At 41.6% G+C, this 16,945-nt stretch carries 10 protein-coding genes; 2 read left to right on the top strand and 8 right to left on the bottom strand.

The features are described 5' to 3' along the window. Nucleotides 1-6 precede the first annotated feature (6 nt). From ACP26M_RS17665 to ACP26M_RS17655, 3 genes are read right to left on the bottom strand one after another with little or no spacing between them, the layout of a single operon-like run. Complete coding sequence (locus ACP26M_RS17665; RefSeq protein WP_426581909.1) at nt 7-3,147, bottom strand: SusC/RagA family TonB-linked outer membrane protein; 3,141 nt, start codon at nt 3,145-3,147, stop codon at nt 7-9. 29 nt (nt 3,148-3,176) lie between these two features. Beyond that, on the bottom strand, nt 3,177-4,088 hold the full coding sequence (locus ACP26M_RS17660) for a carbohydrate kinase family protein (RefSeq protein ID WP_426581907.1): 912 nt from the start codon (nt 4,086-4,088) through the stop codon (nt 3,177-3,179). Between the two features lie 12 nt (nt 4,089-4,100). Continuing rightward, nucleotides 4,101-5,426: a sugar porter family MFS transporter gene (locus ACP26M_RS17655; protein ID WP_426581905.1), complete on the bottom strand. Its 1,326-nt coding sequence runs from the start codon at nt 5,424-5,426 to the stop codon at nt 4,101-4,103. Between the two features lie 357 nt (nt 5,427-5,783). Here ACP26M_RS17655 and ACP26M_RS17650 point away from each other — a divergent pair, with 357 nt between their 5' ends. Together ACP26M_RS17650 and ACP26M_RS17645 are read left to right on the top strand one after the other, a co-directional pair. Continuing rightward, nucleotides 5,784-8,570 carry a hybrid sensor histidine kinase/response regulator transcription factor gene (locus ACP26M_RS17650; RefSeq protein ID WP_426581902.1) on the top strand — a complete coding sequence of 929 codons (2,787 nt, stop codon included), beginning with the start codon at nt 5,784-5,786 and terminating at the stop codon, nt 8,568-8,570. Between the two features lie 214 nt (nt 8,571-8,784). Continuing rightward, nucleotides 8,785-10,794, top strand: coding sequence for a PAS domain S-box protein (locus ACP26M_RS17645; protein ID WP_426581900.1), 2,010 nt, complete (start codon nt 8,785-8,787; stop codon nt 10,792-10,794). 22 nt (nt 10,795-10,816) lie between these two features. Here ACP26M_RS17645 and ACP26M_RS17640 read toward each other — a convergent pair whose 3' ends face one another. The 5 genes from ACP26M_RS17640 to ACP26M_RS17620 all read right to left on the bottom strand — a co-directional run bounded on the left by ACP26M_RS17640 (nt 10,817) and on the right by ACP26M_RS17620 (nt 16,923). Continuing rightward, nucleotides 10,817-11,593 (bottom strand): CHAD domain-containing protein, encoded by a 777-nt coding sequence (locus ACP26M_RS17640; RefSeq protein WP_426581898.1) that lies wholly within the window; start codon nt 11,591-11,593, stop codon nt 10,817-10,819. A 183-nt stretch (nt 11,594-11,776) separates the two neighbouring features. Continuing rightward, nucleotides 11,777-12,529, bottom strand: a complete 753-nt coding sequence (locus ACP26M_RS17635; protein ID WP_426581896.1) for a DoxX family protein — start codon at nt 12,527-12,529, stop codon at nt 11,777-11,779. Between the two features lie 167 nt (nt 12,530-12,696). Then, complete coding sequence (locus ACP26M_RS17630) at nt 12,697-13,482, bottom strand: hypothetical protein (protein WP_426581894.1); 786 nt, start codon at nt 13,480-13,482, stop codon at nt 12,697-12,699. A 470-nt stretch (nt 13,483-13,952) separates the two neighbouring features. Continuing rightward, nucleotides 13,953-16,061, bottom strand: coding sequence for a DEAD/DEAH box helicase (locus ACP26M_RS17625; protein WP_426581892.1), 2,109 nt, complete (start codon nt 16,059-16,061; stop codon nt 13,953-13,955). Continuing rightward, nucleotides 16,036-16,923, bottom strand: coding sequence for a TOTE conflict system archaeo-eukaryotic primase domain-containing protein (locus ACP26M_RS17620; RefSeq protein ID WP_426581890.1), 888 nt, complete (start codon nt 16,921-16,923; stop codon nt 16,036-16,038). Before ACP26M_RS17620 ends, ACP26M_RS17625 begins: the two co-directional genes overlap by 26 nt. Between the last annotated feature and the right edge of the window lie 22 nt (nt 16,924-16,945).

Here is a 16,945-nt window from a genome sequence, read left to right as displayed (position 1 = left end):
TTTTCGTTAAAATGATGCATTGACGCCAAAGCTGAAGATCCGTGGAATTGGGATAGGGTTGAGGTCAATCCGCTCAGGATCGGGGCTCAGGTACTTGCTGCTTTTTACAGTAAAGATGTTTTCGGCCATGGCAAACACCCTTAACCTGGTAAATACAGCTTTAGGTAAAATGGTATATCCAAGTTGAAGGTTCCTTAATTTGAAATAAGACGTGTTTACAATGAAGTAATCGGAAGTACGGCCTTCGTTGTTATTGTCTTTTAACGTTAATGCCGGTACATTGGTGTTGGTATGCTGCGGTGTCCAGCCATCAAATACGCCGGGGCCAACGTTTTCGCGGCTGTGCATCAAATTGTTAAACAGGGTATATACGTCAAACCCCTTTCGGCCGGCAACACCTGATCCGAATATGGAGAGGTCGAATTTTTTATAGGTGAGATCAATTCTTGCGCCGTACTCTAAAGCCGGTAAAGTAGTACCTATCCATGTTTGATCGTTGGCATCAATTTTTCCATCGTGATTGATGTCTACATAGCGGATCCTGCCAGGACCGGCGCCGATTTGCGTTGGGGCAGCATCAACTTCGGCCTGTGATTGGAAAAGTCCATTGGTTTTATAACCAAATATATCAAACTGTGAATGCCCTATGATGGTATTGTCTATATTGCCCGGGTAAGCTGGTCTAACGTTCTCCGGTAAATCGGTGATCTTATCCCTGAAATGAGAGAAGTTTAAAGTCACATTGTAATTAAAATCTCCTGACCGTTGGCCGTGGTACGTTACTAAAAACTCCCAGCCTCTATTAGTTTTTGATGCACCGTTAACGGTTTTAGATTGTCCTTCACCCAGTGCGGATGCAACCGGAGGAGTAATCAGGATGCCGGTGGTTTTCCGGGTAAAATAATCGAATGAACCCGAGATTTTGCCGTTTAATATAGCAAAGTCTAACCCCGTGTTTAGTTCGTCGGTTGTTTCCCATTTAAGAGCAGGGTTTGCTGCCTGGGTCTGAACAAAGCCTGATGGCAGCGCCCCTGTATTGGCGCCGGATAATGAATATGCGGTACCAACGTTCATATATTGTTCCCAAAAGCCTGGCGTAAGTTGGTTTTGGGTGGTGCCGTATCGTGTGTTATAAAGCAAGTAACGTGACAGGTCGCCAATTTCCTGGTTACCTACCCGGCCTACGCCGGCCCTTAATTTAAGTTCAGAGAATATACTGCTGTTTTTCAGGAAGTTTTCCTGGTCTATTTTCCAGCCGATTGAGGCGGAAGGGAAAATACCATATTGGTTGTTGGTACCGAACCTTGATGAACCGTCGCGCCGAACGGTAGCCGACACTAAATATTTGCCTGCATAATTGTAATCAAAACGACCGAATTGCGAAAATAGGCTATTACCTATTGACCTGCCGGTAACAATGGTATTTCCTGTGCCGGCGTCCAACGTAAAATAATCTTCTGTTTGGATTGTATATCCCTGTTTTAAGGTTGTTTGAAAATCAGTAAAGGTTTTAATATACTCTGTACCAACTAATATTTTAAAATGATGCTTGCTATTCAAATCATAGCTGTACCTCAAGGTGTTAGAAAGCGTGGTGCTCAGGTAATGATTCTGATCAAAAAACAGGCTGTTGGTGGTGCGGTTTAATGCACCTTCCGAAAAAGTTGGCGTAATCACCTTGCTCAGGTAGTCTGCATTATCGGCGCCATAATTTGACCGGAAGTATAAATTCTTAATTGGTTGTACCTCTAAAAATACGTTACCAAAAGTGTTTAACCTGTTGGCGTTATTCCATTTTGCCAGGTCCTGCATGTGCAGTGGGTTGTTCCTGTCAGAGTAGCCAGCCCCTGATTCGCCGGCGTAGGTTACTCCATCTTTTTGATATACCGGGATGGTTGGTGCCAGCGTAACCGCCAGGAATGGAGTAGTAGCGCCACCCAGGTCCGTTGTGGTAAGGGTTTCGTTTGAGTTGGTGATTTTTATATTGACGCCGAAGGTAACTTTGCCATCAAAAGGCCGCGTTATGGCATTAATGCTACCGGTGGTACGTCCGTATTTGGTAAAGCGCACAAGACCGGTGTTTTTGATGTTTCCAAAATTTATTTGGATAGAAGAGTTTTTGTTGCCTACCGAAGCCGTGAGATCATTATTGTAAACAAAAGCGGTTTTATATAATACACTTTGCCAGTCGGTATCGCCGGCGGGAGTGTTGGGGTCGCCACCTACAAACGGTTTAGGCGTAACGCTGTTTAAAACCGGGTTTCCAAAATTATTGTTCCAATCAAAGTTATAGATCTCGCCATAACCTGCGGCGGGGTCCTGACCGTCATTAACTGAAGCTTGCCACAAGGCCCTACCTCTGTCTACCGAGTTCAGCATTTTAAACCTTAACGATTTTTCGGACTGGATTGAAGTACTGTTATTAAACTGAAACTGTATCTTACCCTCGGTGTTGCCGCCATTTTTTGTGGTAACGATAACAACGCCGTTAGACGCGCGTGAACCATAAATTGATTCGGATGAGGCATCTTTTAATACCTGAACTGATGCAATATTTGAAGGCGACAGGTTTTGAAATACCTCCGGCCTGGTGGTTGGGATCCCATCAATAATATACAGCGGGTTATTGTTGCCCAAAGTATTGGCCCCCCTGATCAGGATCCTGCTAGTTGCCCCATTGGCCGAGCCATCTTTTTCAATATATAAACCCGCAACCCGGCCCTGTAATGCCTGCATGGTATTTCCCGAACTATTGTTTTTTACCGGCGCTAAATCAACAACCGCAACCGCGCCTGTTAAATCTTTCTTTCTTTCAGAAGTGTAACCGGTTACAACTACTTCATTCAGCTTGTTTTCTGCATCTTTAAATACTACGTCAAGTGTTTTGGTATCCGCAGTGATAGTAACCAGTATTGGTTTGGCACCTACATAAGAAAACCGCACCGACTGACCGTTTTTTACGGCGATACTGAACTTTCCGTTTGCATCTGATAGTGTTGATTTTTGGGTTTCAACAACCACTATAGTAACTCCATCTATAGGTTTCGAGGAGTTATCTAACACAGTCCCGGTAATGGTACGGGATTGCGCATATCCTTCACTTATGAGCAGTATAAGAAAGGAACAAATAAGTAATAATTTTCTCATTGATTTTTGTTTAAGAGTAATTGGTTTGATTAAAACATCTTGTTTATAAAGTCTTGGTATTCTTTAATTTTATAATCCGGGCAACCTCCTTTCTTTGTTGCAATAAAACCGCCCATCGCTATTGCATTTTTTAGTAAAATTTCTGGTGATTCGCCACGGTAATGGTTGGCTATGAATGCCGCTAAAAAGGAATCGCCGCTGCCTATGGTATCCCTTACTTTCACCTCACGCCCGGCAATGTGATAGGCTTTATCTTCTTTATAATAGGAGGCACCAAACTCGCCTTTGGTAACTATGATCTCAGGTATGTTAAAATGATCCTGGATAAATTTGATCTGTTCCGATTCCTTCCAGAATGAACCCCTGAACAGGCCCTGCACCATTTCAAGCTCGGCCTGGTTAAATTTTACAATGTTGGCTTTGTGTAGCAGGTCGGCCAGCAGATCGCGGCTTATAAAAGGCGGTCTTAGGTTAATGTCGAATACCTTGATAGCATCGCTTTCCAACAGCTCAAACAAAGTATTGCGCGATACGCTGTTCCTTGACGCAAGGCTGCCGAAAACGAAATAGGTTGACGGCCTGATCTGCGTTTTAATATGTTCACTGTCATTAATAAAGTCCCAGGCTACAGGAAAAATAATCTCGTAGGATACCTCGTTGCCATTATTCATTTTGGCGATTACCTGGCTGGTTGGGTGTTCCGTGTCAGTTTGCAGCAGGTGCTTTTTTATGCCCCAGTTATCGAGCAGGTTTTCAAGCTTTTGGCCATCGGCATCATTACCAATTTTACTTACCAGGCTGGCGGGCATGCCCAGTTTATTAAGGTGGTATGATACATTCAGCAATGCCCCGCCGGGTTGGGGGCCATCCGGCAAAACATCCCAAAGTATTTCGCCATAGCAAATGGCCGGTGTCAAGGTATTTGTATGTAAGTTCATCATAGCTGATCCTGATTAATGCATTACCATGTTAGTTTCAATTTGCTCCAGCGATCTTCCTTTGGTTTCGGGCATCAGCCTCCACACAAAAATTAACTGGCATATCATCATGGTGCCGAAAAAGGAAAATGTTATTGTGCCGCCAAGTTTTTCGGCGAAATACGGAAAGGAGAAAGCGATGAGTGCTGCCATGATCCAATGGGTTGAACTGCCTAATGTTTGGCCCTTTGCACGTACCTGGTTTGGAAAGATCTCCGAAATAAATACCCAGATAACTGCTCCCTGCGAGAACGCAAAGAATGCAATGAATAGCATCATATATGCAGGTATGGCAAAGCCGCTCATGTTTCCGGAGTAAAAGGTGTAGGCAACCAGGAACAGGGAAATGATAAGGCCAACCGAACCAATAAGCATTAGGATCCGGCGCCCTACTTTATCAATAATATTAATGGCGGCAAGGGTGAATATAAAGTTGATTGCCCCAAGGCCAACTGTTGATAGTAATGATGAATGGGCGCCCAATCCGGCCATTTCAAATATGCGCGGCGCATAATAAATGATAGCATTGATGCCCGAAACCTGGTTGAAAAATGCAAACAGCACGGCCAGTATAACAGGGGTTTTATATTGCCCCGAAAAGAGGCTGCCGCTTGAAGCCGTATCATTTAAGGTTGAATTTTTTATAGATTCCAACTCCTCATCGCAGTTGAGCGGGTTAATGATCCGTAATATGCCGAGCGCTTTTGCCATTTCGCCTCTTTTCAGGATCAGCCAGCGCGGGCTTTCAGGTATAAAGTAGATCAGCACAAAAAACAACGCTGAAGGAAAGGCTTGTACACCAAGCATCCACCGCCATGAAGTTTCGCCAACCTGACTTATCAGGTAGTTGGACAGGTATGAGATCAGTATCCCTAATACCACATTAAACTGAAACAGGCCCACCAGCCTGCCACGACGGTCGGCAGGTGAAACTTCTGAAATATAGATAGGTGCCGTAACTGATGAAATACCAACGCCGAGGCCGCCCAGTAACCTGAAAACAAGGAACACATACCAGCTATCAGCCAGTGCAGTACCCAATGATGATAGCAAATACGCGGCAGCTACAAAGTAAAGCGTGTTTTTGCGGCCAAAAAGGTCTGAAGGCCGGGCCCCTAATAATGAGCCGATAACCGTTCCTATTAATGCAATAGATATGGTAAGCCCATGTTCTACTACAGATAAGTGCCAGAATTGCTGGATAGATTTTTCGGCGCCCGATATTACAGCTGTATCAAACCCGAAAAGGAAGCCACCAAGGGCCACGACCATGGACCAGGCCAGGACGGAGTGTTTTCTCATAATAATTATAAAAGGTGTTATATTGGATTTACTGAGGCCAAAGTAGGGTAATGGGCCATGTGAGGGTTATTGATTTTGTATCAATAAAGTATAAAAATCAATCTTGTTTTATCTTGTTGATTTTCAGTTATATAAAATTGCATAGGCTATTATTTTATAATCCAATGTTTGTTTATGTTACCCGTTACTTTCAATTTGGTTACATCAGCCCGGTTGTTAGGTAGGTTGCCCGCCCCCCATAAATTTGTTTTTCAGGAACGTTTATAGATATCTTTACTTTGTTTAATCCTAAAAGGGAAAAAATAAACCAATAATTAATCCTGTTTATTACCTTTTTCTTCCAAATAATCTGAGCTTATGACCTTGCTTAATAAATGGCATGCAAAAAACATACGGACCGGTATCATACTGATCGGTTTTATGATGCTTATTGCTGCCGGTTGCAAGCGGGCCGATAAAACATCACAGTATACTATAGGGTTTTCGCAATGTATTGGTTCTGATCTCTGGCGTCGCACGATGCTTGATGAAATGAGGATGGAGCTTTCATTACACCCCGACGCCCGGTTTATTTATACCGATGCGGACGGTAACAGCAGCAAGCAGGTTGAACAGGTGAAAAAAATGCTGGATGATGGTGTCGATCTGCTGATTATATCACCCAATGAAGCGCAACCCCTCACCGGAATAGTAGAACAAACGTACAACAAAGGTATTCCGGTAATTGTGATCGACCGTAAAACATCATCAGCTTTATATACAGCTTATGTTGGTGCGGATAATTATCAGATAGGTAAAATGGCGGGTGAATATACAGGTGCTCTTTTAAAGGGAAGGGGGAACGTTGTAGAAGTTATGGGGCTGCCCGGCTCGTCTCCGGCTATTGAAAGGGACCGCGGCTTTTCTGACGGTTTAAGGAGATACGCTGATATTAATATAACCGACAGGATATATGGCGATTGGTTAAAGGATAGTGCTAAAAAGCAATTGACCAGGATTGCACCTGTTATAAAAAATGCAGATGTAATATTTGCACATAACGACGTAATGGCCCTCGGAACGAGAGAGGTGCTTGACAAATTTAAAATTCATGGCACCAAAGTGTTGGGAGTTGATGCCTTGCCCGGACATGGAGGTGGCCTGCAAATGGTTGCTTCAAAAACTATCAATGCCAGTATGCTATATCCTACCGGGGGTAAAGAAGCAATTATGACCGCTTTCAGTATCCTGAATAAAGAGTCGTTCGCAAGGGAAAACCTGTTACAGTCGGTTGTTATTGACTCTGCCAATGTACAGCTAATGAAAATGCAATGGAGCAAGATCAGCAGTCAGCAGAAAGATATTGAACGGCAACGATCATTACTGACGGAGCAGCGTGAGGTGTACAACAGCCAGCAATTGGTTTTAAACGTAATTGTAATGTCGCTGGTGTTAGCTATCGTTTTTGGCGGTCTTGCATTTTACTGGCTCATGGAAAACCGGAAGATCAACAAAAGCCTGGAGGTTAAAAATAATGAAATTCTGCAGCAGCGTAACCAGTTGATCGAGATGTCGGCAAAGGCTGAAGTAGCTACGGAGGCTAAATTGCAATTTTTCACTAATATTTCTCACGAATTCCGTACGCCGCTCACACTTATCCTCTCGCCAGTAGAAGATATGATGAGTAATGAAAAGCTAAACCTGGTTGCAGGGAAAAGTCTGAAACTGATCCATAAAAACGTATACCGTTTGCTGCGCCTGGTTAACCAATTAATCGAGTACCGTAAAATAGAATATGATAAACAACAGATCAATGTATCACCCAATAATATTGTTGAATTTGCCAGGGAGATCATCACCAGCTTTCAGGAAAATGCCCAGAAGCGTAACATCAGTCTGAGCCTGGTAAGCGATGAGCAACAGATAATTGTTTGGTATGATGTTAACCTGTTAGATAAGGTGTTTTTTAACATCATAGCTAACGCGCTGAAATTTACCAACGACAATGGCCGTATCCAGGTTAGTTTCAAAAATAGAGATGACAATTCTGTTGATATTGCCATCCAGGATAACGGGATCGGTATGGAGCCGCAGGACACTACCCATGTATTTGAGCAATTTTACCAGGCGGAAAACAGCTCTTCAGGAGGATCTGGATTAGGGCTCGCGCTGTCAAAAGAAATTGTGTCCCTGCATCATGGCAGTATCGAAGTTAGGAGTAAAAAATGGGAAGGGACTACTTTTACCATTAACCTGCTGTTGGGAAATAGTCATTTTGACCAAACTGCACAGGAGCACGCTAATGCAAAACAAACAGGTATTGAAGAGCGGGCAAAAATTTATGTTACAGACCTGGCAGCACCTGTTACATTAACGGATGAAGGGCAAATATTCGGCACGCCCAGGGAGCAATCCATATTAATCATCGAAGATAATAAAGACTTGCTGAGCTACCTGAGTGAAAAACTGGGAGCTACTTATGAGATATTTACAGCCGATAATGGCACAGGCGGATTAAATGAAACCTTTGAGCGTGTTCCGGACCTGATCATATCTGATGTGGTATTACCGGGGATGTCTGGCAAAACTTTAACAGTAAAACTGAAAACTGATGTCCGTACTTCGCACATTCCTATTATTCTTTTAACGGCACAAGGTAGTGTTGAACAACAGATAGACGGGATTACCTGCATGGCCGATGCCTACATTGTTAAGCCGTTTAACTTTGATTATTTACTCGCTACCGTGAAGAATTTGATCAAAAGCCGGGCAACACTTAAAGAACATTTTACCAGTGATGTAAGTAAATCAACTGTGCCTGTCTCAAAAGCCCTCGACAAAAAATTCCTGAATGATTTTGCCGGTATTGTAGAACAGAATTTAGCGAATGAGAACTTTAGCGTTGATGAAATATGTAAACTGATAGGAGTTTCAAGGATCCAGCTTTACCGAAAGGTTAAAGCGTTGCTTGGCTGCAGCATCTCCGATTACATATTAAACCGCCGGCTAAAAAAAGCGAAATATTTGTTAATGAATGAAGGGTATCCGATATCTGAAATAACCTATATGGTGGGTTTCTCTACACCAAATTATTTCTCCACGGTTTTTAAAGCAAAATATGGCTGTACGCCAAGCGAGTACAAACGCAAGCAACAGCATTCATAAGTTTTATTTTCTGATCATTAACGAAGGAATAAACGTTAGCTATTGTATAACAAAGTAACATCGCATGCACGGTGCTTAAAACTTTTTTTGTCAATCCCTGTTATTCCTGCATCGAAACAGCCTGTTGAGTTTTCAATGATTGGATAAGATGTATAAACCACACATCTAAATAAAACCAGATATTCACTGACAGGGCAAAAGAAGATAGCTTTTCATGAAAAACAACTTATTACCTGACCTCTTCACCTTAACTGCCATTTTTGAGGGAATGGAAGATGCGGTATTGAGCCACGATCTTGACTATATTATTTTAAATTGTAATCCGGCTGCTGAAAAAATGTTTGGCTGCCCGGCCCCGGTGTTGTTAGGGCAGAACATCCTTACCCTGATCCCCGAAAGCGTCCGTCAGGAACAACTGGTTATTCTTGAACGTGTATGGTCAGGTGAAAGAATAAATCACTTATATACTGTCCGCAGCAGTAAGCTACAGATTGATTTTCCGGTATCACTTACTATTTCGCCAATAAGGGATGAACAGGGGGAAGTAATTGGAGCATCTCACATTATGCGTGATGTGACCCACGAAAAAGAGACAGAAGAGAAACGGGGCATGCTGGCTGCAATTGTTGAAAATTCTGATGATGCCATTATTAGCAAAACCCTTAACGGGATTATCACTACCTGGAACGGTGGTGCCGAAAAGATTTTTGGTTACCAGGAAAGAGAGGTTATCGGTAAACATATATCTATTCTTATTCCTCGCGACAGGCTGTCCGAAGAAGATGTTATCATTGAAAACATCAGGAACGGTAACAAAGTTGATCATTTCCAAACCGTTAGGCTGCACAAAAATGGAAGCGCCATTGATATATCCCTTACTGTTTCACCGGTAAAGGACCGGCATGGAACCATTATTGGCGCATCAAAGATTGCCAGGGATATTACAGCCGCAAAGAAAGCCGAAACGGCCATCCGACACCAGGCGGCAAAACTGAAGATCCTGAATACTATAGGGAAAGCCATTTCAGAGAAACTTGATACCGAATCTATCCTGCAAAAAGTAACGGATGCCACTACACAGATTACCGGTGCCGCTTTTGGCGCATTTTTTTATAATACCATCAATCAGGACGGCGAAGCCTATATGTTGTACTCTTTGTCGGGTGCGCCAAAAGAGGCATTTGAAAATTTCGGAATGCCCCGGAATACGGCAGTTTTCCATCGCACATTTAGCGGGGAAGGCGTACTAAGGGTAGATGATATAACGAAAGATCCCAGGTATGGACAAAATGCACCGCATTTTGGAATGCCCGAGGGGCATCTGCCGGTAGTAAGCTACCTGGCCGTGCCGGTTATAAGCAGTTCAGGCAATGTTATTGGTGGCTTATTCTTTGGCCACCCGGAAGCCGGTGTTTTCTTGCAAGAGCATGAAGACTTTGTGGTTAGCCTGGCTTCTCAGGCGGCAGTGGCACTCGATAATTCCAGGCTGTTTACAGAAGTAAAAGAGCTGAGCCAGAAAAAAGATGAATTTATTGCTTTGGCCTCCCATGAATTGAAAACGCCCCTCACTTCTATGAGCGGTTTTTTACAACTGCTGGAACGAAAAGTAATTGATGTAAACAGGCCATTTGTTGCGAAGGCTATAACCCAGTTAAAAAAACTGAATGCCCTGATCAATGATTTGTTTGATATCTCAAAAATACAATCTGGAAAATTGCAGTTTTATTTTGAAGAATTTGATTTTACAGCGCTTATCAAAGAAAACCTTGAAGCTATTCGGGAAGCCTATACATCACATGAAATTTATTTTGACGAAAACGTAGAAATGATTTTAGAAGGGGATAAAATGAGGCTGGAGCAGGTATTGACCAACCTGGTCACCAACGCGATCAAATATTCGCCGGAATCTGATAGAATTGAAGTATCAGCAAAAAGGTCAGAAACGGAAATTCAGGTATCTGTTAAAGATTATGGTATGGGCATCAATGAGGAAAATATCAGCCACATATTCAGCCAGTTTTATCGTGCAAAAGATGTAAACAGGAGCATAACTGGCCTGGGCTTAGGGTTATACATTACCAAAGAGATCATTGAACGGCATGGGGGCCGCATCTGGGTAGAAAGCGAACCCCGGATGGGATCGACTTTTTCCTTCGTGTTACCGCTAAAGAAACGAAATAGTATTAATGGCCGCCTCTATAAAAACGGAGAAGAAAGGTTTTGAAATTATAGTTTTTCCCTTCTGATTAAATTGCGGCCGATGAGCTTGCCTGTGCGCGGAAATTCCGGGTGAGCCTGGTAAGTTGTTTTTTAAGCACGGCGGCCTGCTTCTTCAGTCCTTTGAGTGTCTCTTTGCTGTTCCGGAGATCCGCAGTAGTTGAAATAAGTGCAATGGCCAGTTCATTGTCATGCCAGTCGCCGATGGCTGCTTGTACCTGGTCAAGATAAGATTCATTAAAAGGGAGGTCCAACTCCGAGCCGGCCAGGGGGTAATTATAAAGCAGTACCTTCAGTTGTTTACGGCAGGTATGTAATTCCTCATTAAAACGGGGAGGGTTTATGGTTGTAGCAATGATTTCCAGTTGTTGCCTGTAATACGAGGAAAGATGATGTTTACTGATCGGCCTGATCTGCTTCAGCAGTTTGCGTCGTGTTTTTCGGAGCCAGGCGCTGTGCTGATCCTTATCGGCGTTAAATGCCCGGGTGGTGATTTTCATGATCCGCTGTTGCTCCCGGATAAAATCGGTGTTTTCACCAACTGCTCTGCCCAGTTCCTGGTTTATATAGGCATTCCTGATTTCGCCGGCATGCTTAAATATCTTACGAACAGGTTTGAAGCGTTTCTCCAGCGTAACATCCTCTGCCGCGCTGTCTCCCAAGATCAAAAGCGCCCGTAGTTTTTTTACCCCGGTGCGAAAACGATGCAAATCTTCCTGATCGTCGTTTTTGACAAAAGAGCGGAGATGGCGTTTCATGGTTCGCCATGTCTTAATTATATACTTTTTTTCCGTCTTCTTTTTCATAGCCGGCGGCATATTGTCGAAGCCTTGCTGATCCTCAAAAAAGGATGCTACATATTCAAAAATACAGCTAAAGCGACAAATCTGGTCCTAAAAAAGGATTTAATTAACTATATATTATTACATACAAATCGCCGGCTACACAACACCCACGGAGAGGCAATGAGATAAATAACGTATCCTTGCTCACCTGCTATGTTTTGCATAGCCCACGCCTGATGTCTGGATAGTTTTACCCGGAGCTTTATCATATTGGGCCAGGCAACTGTCCAGTGGTTTGCCCTGGTTGTGTACGCAGTCGCAAAAAACTTTACAAGCCTCCGGCTTGGCATTTCCAGCACACCCATTATTGCATTCCATTAATGAATTGCCCGGTCGGATATCATATACGAACTGGTTAATTACTATTACTGCGGCTATTGTTGCAAAAACGCCTCCAAAAAACACGAACGGAAACTTGTTACTCCGTATTTCAGGTTGCGTTGTATAGCTGTTTTTTTGCTTGAATGGTAAAATGAATTTTAAGCGGTCATAATCCCAACCCAGCAAATATAAGTTAGCAAGTACCATGAAGGTGGTGATGCGGGTGCCTTCAAACCTGACGGCGTAGGCCAGTATGCAGATGTTCAGTATAATCGGGAAATAGATTAGCGCCCCGAGGAGCTGAGTACGGGGAATCAATAACAGGATGGCGGCTGCCACCTGCAAAATACCAATAAAAGTGTAATAATAACCTGTATGGTGCAACGCTTCTAAATAATGGCCCATCGGTTGATTGGCCGACAAGCCGCTGGCGAACCGCTCGCCCATAATTTTAACGTTACCGGCTATAAAAAAACCGGCCGCCAGCACTATCCTGTTAAAAACGGCAAAAAGCCGCATCCATTTATTTCCTTTTGCCTGGTAATGCAATTGGTCGAGTGTGGTAGAAATGGGCATGTTTACCTGTGATTTATGTTTATAAAAGAACTTTGAAATACAAAGTTATTGAAAATAGATTGATATTTGCAAGAAGCAAAAAATCCCCTTAGCGTTAACTAAGAGGATTTCTTTTCTGTGGTACCAACAGGGATCGAACCAGTGACACAAGGTTAAATAAAGAATTTTTATTTGACTCGCCTGTAGATTTCTACAGATTGGCCATTTGTAGCACTATTAATCACCTGAGTATATTGGTCATGACCATTCATCGTGACTTTAACAGTAAATTTGTTACCCTGAAGAAGCCGGTAGTTTGATATTTGCTCTTCTTCCCTAAGCGTATCATTACTAAAAGTAAATACCCCGGTGCCAAACCCATTTTTAAAGATGGTTTTTTCCTTATTTTGAGCGAGCCTGTGGACGAAAATAAAATGCCCTCCCCAGAATATTTTATACTGCGTTACGTCAGTTGAGATTGTGTCTTTGCCTTTTATTGTATAGGTTCTTTCCATTTTCCACAAGCCGTCAAGCACTGAGCTATCCGCTGACGGGAATTTTTTATATTCTTCCTTCAATGCATATTTTACACCTTTTACCGTGGCAAAATCGGGGATGACTTGGGTATAACCATCCGGTTTTTTTGTAACCTCAAGATTATACGTTAGGGATGAGTCGAGCGCTCTGCTGGTGTAAATACTATGTTCCTTAAGTCGGTTAGCAGAGTCGAGTGTATAAGTGCCCACACCAAACCCAACAGATGAATCAGGAACTATACTGGCGTATAAATAGTTATGATCTGTGTAGATTTTAATTTGCGTTCGTTTAATAACAGAGTCTTTACCTCCTCGATCAAGCACTTGTTTTTCAAGTTCATATACACCCGAAAGGCCTGCCTCGGACGACTTCTCTTTTTTCTTGCATCCAAAGATCAAGAAGCTAAATAAAGCTGCGAAAACTAAAATCTTATTCATAATGCTTAAGGTTTAATATGATATAAGGCTTTATTTCGTCTGGCAGCGGTTTTTATTTGGCGGGCGACAACTTCTTGGTAAAAGAGCCAGGTAAAGACAAAATAATGCCTAAAATTTTATCACCATAAATAATGCAATTGGTTACATAAACTTACAAATAATATATATCATAAACAATTTGTAAGTAAATTATTAAAAGCTTGTCAATGAATTTTTTAAAAAGGAGTAAGGCCGTTTAATTAGATATGGAGCAATGAGAATGTGAATCAATAATTAGTCGGAGAGAAAAGATGCCTTTAAACGCAAAAAAAGGTCATTTCCTTATCGAAAAATGACCTTCTTATTGCTGTGGTGCAGACTTAACTATAACACACCATTTCTTCTATGATTTGAAAAGACTGGCAGATTTAGACCTGGATTGAAAATGGTTCAAATATTGTGTTTGCAATATATTTCAAAGCTCAATCATGTTAAAATAACTTTTCCTCCAATAGATCTTTCCAAATAATCAAACCTTTTGTATCATCAGAATAATCGTGCACGATCCGACTAAATTGTTCGGGATTAGTTTCAAGATATTGTTGTCGGCCCTTTGCTCGAATTTGTCCAAGCAATCCATCTATCCGTTTTATACTTCGTTCAAGTTCATAAGCCCATTTTTCAATGTGCCATATGTAGGTTGCCTCTTCTGTATCTAATGTTTCCCAAACTAAATGGTATTGATTATTGCCGGAAAGCAAAAACACAAATGAAAAAGGTTCCAGCACAAAGCGGAGCTTTAATACCGTTCGCTCATGTTTTTGGGCGAGATATCGAAGATGACGGTGGTGTTTATACTGTTTAAGTGCTAGTATGTTTTCCAATAGATCATCCTCGCTTGTGTAAATCAATTTTTCGGCTCCACCTTGTATTTTTTCTGCATCTAAAAGATTTTCTTCGCCTGCTGGAATACCTTTAATAATGTCTTTGGATAGAAAACGAAATTTGACACTTTCGATAACTTCGCGGTTTATTTTATCAAGATCATTTGAGGTAGCTGTTTTAAATACCAGCCTGTTATGTTGGAAAGTTGCCCGGATATTGATCGATACTGTTGTGCTTCTGAGCAGTCGGATGAAGTATGGTTTAAGAACGGTAAACTCCGGCCTAATATTTAAGTTTTCAATTTCAAACTCTACTTCTTTGTCATTAAATTCAGCAACGGCGTGCTTAAATGCAATGCTGCCGAATCTGAACTCCAATTTCTCAATTGAGATATCGATCTTCTCATTGATTTGGCCGCTTACCACCTCACTCTCATCTATCGGACTTGTTAAGCCACTTTGATCAAGCTTTTTATAATACAGGTTTCTCTTTTGAAATAGTTTCTCCAGATAACTGATCTTGTGGTCGCGGTAATCGTAAATGATGGGTGCCACCTCTGAGCGTTGTACCCTGCCAATGTACTGGATCAGTTTACCTTCAAATGCAAATGGGTAAACTAAAAACAAACACGCTATATTTTGTATATCAGTTCCTTCTCCAAAATATTGTCCTGTGGTGATTAATGCTTGAAAATCGCCCTTGTTTATCGCGGTCCATTTAGACTTCTTACTTAGATCAGAGTCTTCTCCGCTTAATGAAATGGTATCATATTGCTGTTTTAAATATTGCTGTAATGAAGCAATGTGTTCCTTCCGTTCCGTAAGAATAACAACTTTCTTACGGGTATTTAGTTGTGTTACAACATCATTTAAAATGAGTTGGTTCCGTGCTGAATCATGTATTAAAATCTTAAAGAGAGTTTCGAACTGATCTGTTTTTATGTTGAAAGGAACAAAGAGTTCGGTGTCCCTTACGATAACCTGAGTGCCTTGTTGATTTTGAACTTCCGTTGGTTTGATTTCATATATCGTTTCACCTAAGTAAATAAATATCAGTTTCCCGTCATTATATTTTCTAAATGGTGTTGCTGTCAAACCATACAGATAGTAGCTGTTCAATTTTAATACAACCCGTTGATAACTCTCAGCTGGAACGTGGTGGCACTCATCAATAATGATCGTACCAAAAGCGCTGAATAGATTTGAGTTTTCTGGCGACTCTAAAGCTTTTTCCATGCTTTGTATCATGGCTACCGTAATGTATTTACCTGGTTTGCTTTTCCCCGAACCGATCCGTCCGATGTCTTTTTTTGGAATGCCTAAAAATGATTCTATTCGTTCGATCCATTGATCAGCTAACTGCTTTCGATGTACTAAAATGAGTGTCGGTTGCTGTTTATCCTTTATGATAGCCAAACTTAACACCGTTTTACCGGAACCCGGCGGAGCAACTATAATTCCAAAGTCTTTTTTAGCGGCTGCTTCCTGTGCAGGTAATTGATACTCTTTTAATGCTATAGAGCCTTTAAAGTTTACAGGCTCTGCCTTTTGTCGTTGATCTTTAAGGGTATACTCAATCTCTTGTTCTTTACAAAAACGTAACAACCTGCCAATAAAACCTCTGGGAATTGTTATCGATTCTGATGTATCATTAAGCAGTTTAAAATAACGTTTTATCCCAAACGTATTTTTATTGATGTTCTTCAGTATTGGCAAAATTTAGCTCTTCTTTTAGAAAACTAACAAGTGAAGCAGGCAAGCCGATTCGGCTAATATGAATTTCTTTACTTAATATAATTACCAACTTTCCGTTTAAGGTTTGCTCTTTTTGAAATAGCCCTGTTGAAAGTTCGTCCTGGGTAACTTGCTCTTTATAAATATAGTTGAGATGTGTTATAGTAATCCTGTTAACTATTTTTAAAAATGCCCACTGATCATCGAAAGGCTGTAAGGTGTCGGGATCAATAAAGCAACTATTACCATTATTTAAACTGGTTTTGTTTAAGGGCAAAGCAATGAGGTTACCTAAACCTTTTTTTGAATGATAATCTTGGTTCGGAAAAAGTCGGTCAAAACTTGAGTTTTTATCAAAAATAGAGATCAAGCCCGCTTTGTGCAACAAGGTCATCATGATCTTCCTGCTTCTAAACGCTTCATAAGGTGCCTCAAAAAATATCCATATGTGGCCGCCTTTGCCGGAACGTGAGCGTTCTAAGTAAGCCGGGATATCATGTTCTTCACAAATTCCAATAAACGTTCTACATTCCTCAATCCATTCGGCTTCATCAAAATCTGCTACAATAAAATATGATGTATTATCCTGTAATAATGGGTAAATGCCAACAACCTGTTCACCTTTAAGATGTTTTATTAAATGATCGTCTGTTAAGGGTTGATATTTTTTATCAGCAAAGGTTTGGAAAGTGCCGCCTTTCATTTGATGCTGTCGGTATCGGTGCGGGTCGAAACTATAAGCCGGCATATAGCTACTCTTGCCGCCTTTTTCCCATCTCAGCGCAAATATATCTTCTCTTCCTTTAAATAGGGACTTGTATAAATTCAATCGGTCATCTTTCATTTAAGGCAGATATTTGGCATTG

Origin of the sequence: Mucilaginibacter sp. R-33 (assembly GCF_049949235.1) — a bacterium.
In the GTDB taxonomy this organism is placed as follows: domain Bacteria; phylum Bacteroidota; class Bacteroidia; order Sphingobacteriales; family Sphingobacteriaceae; genus Mucilaginibacter.
Note: the sequence above shows the minus strand (reverse complement) of the source record. Positions and strands in the feature narration are given on the sequence as shown.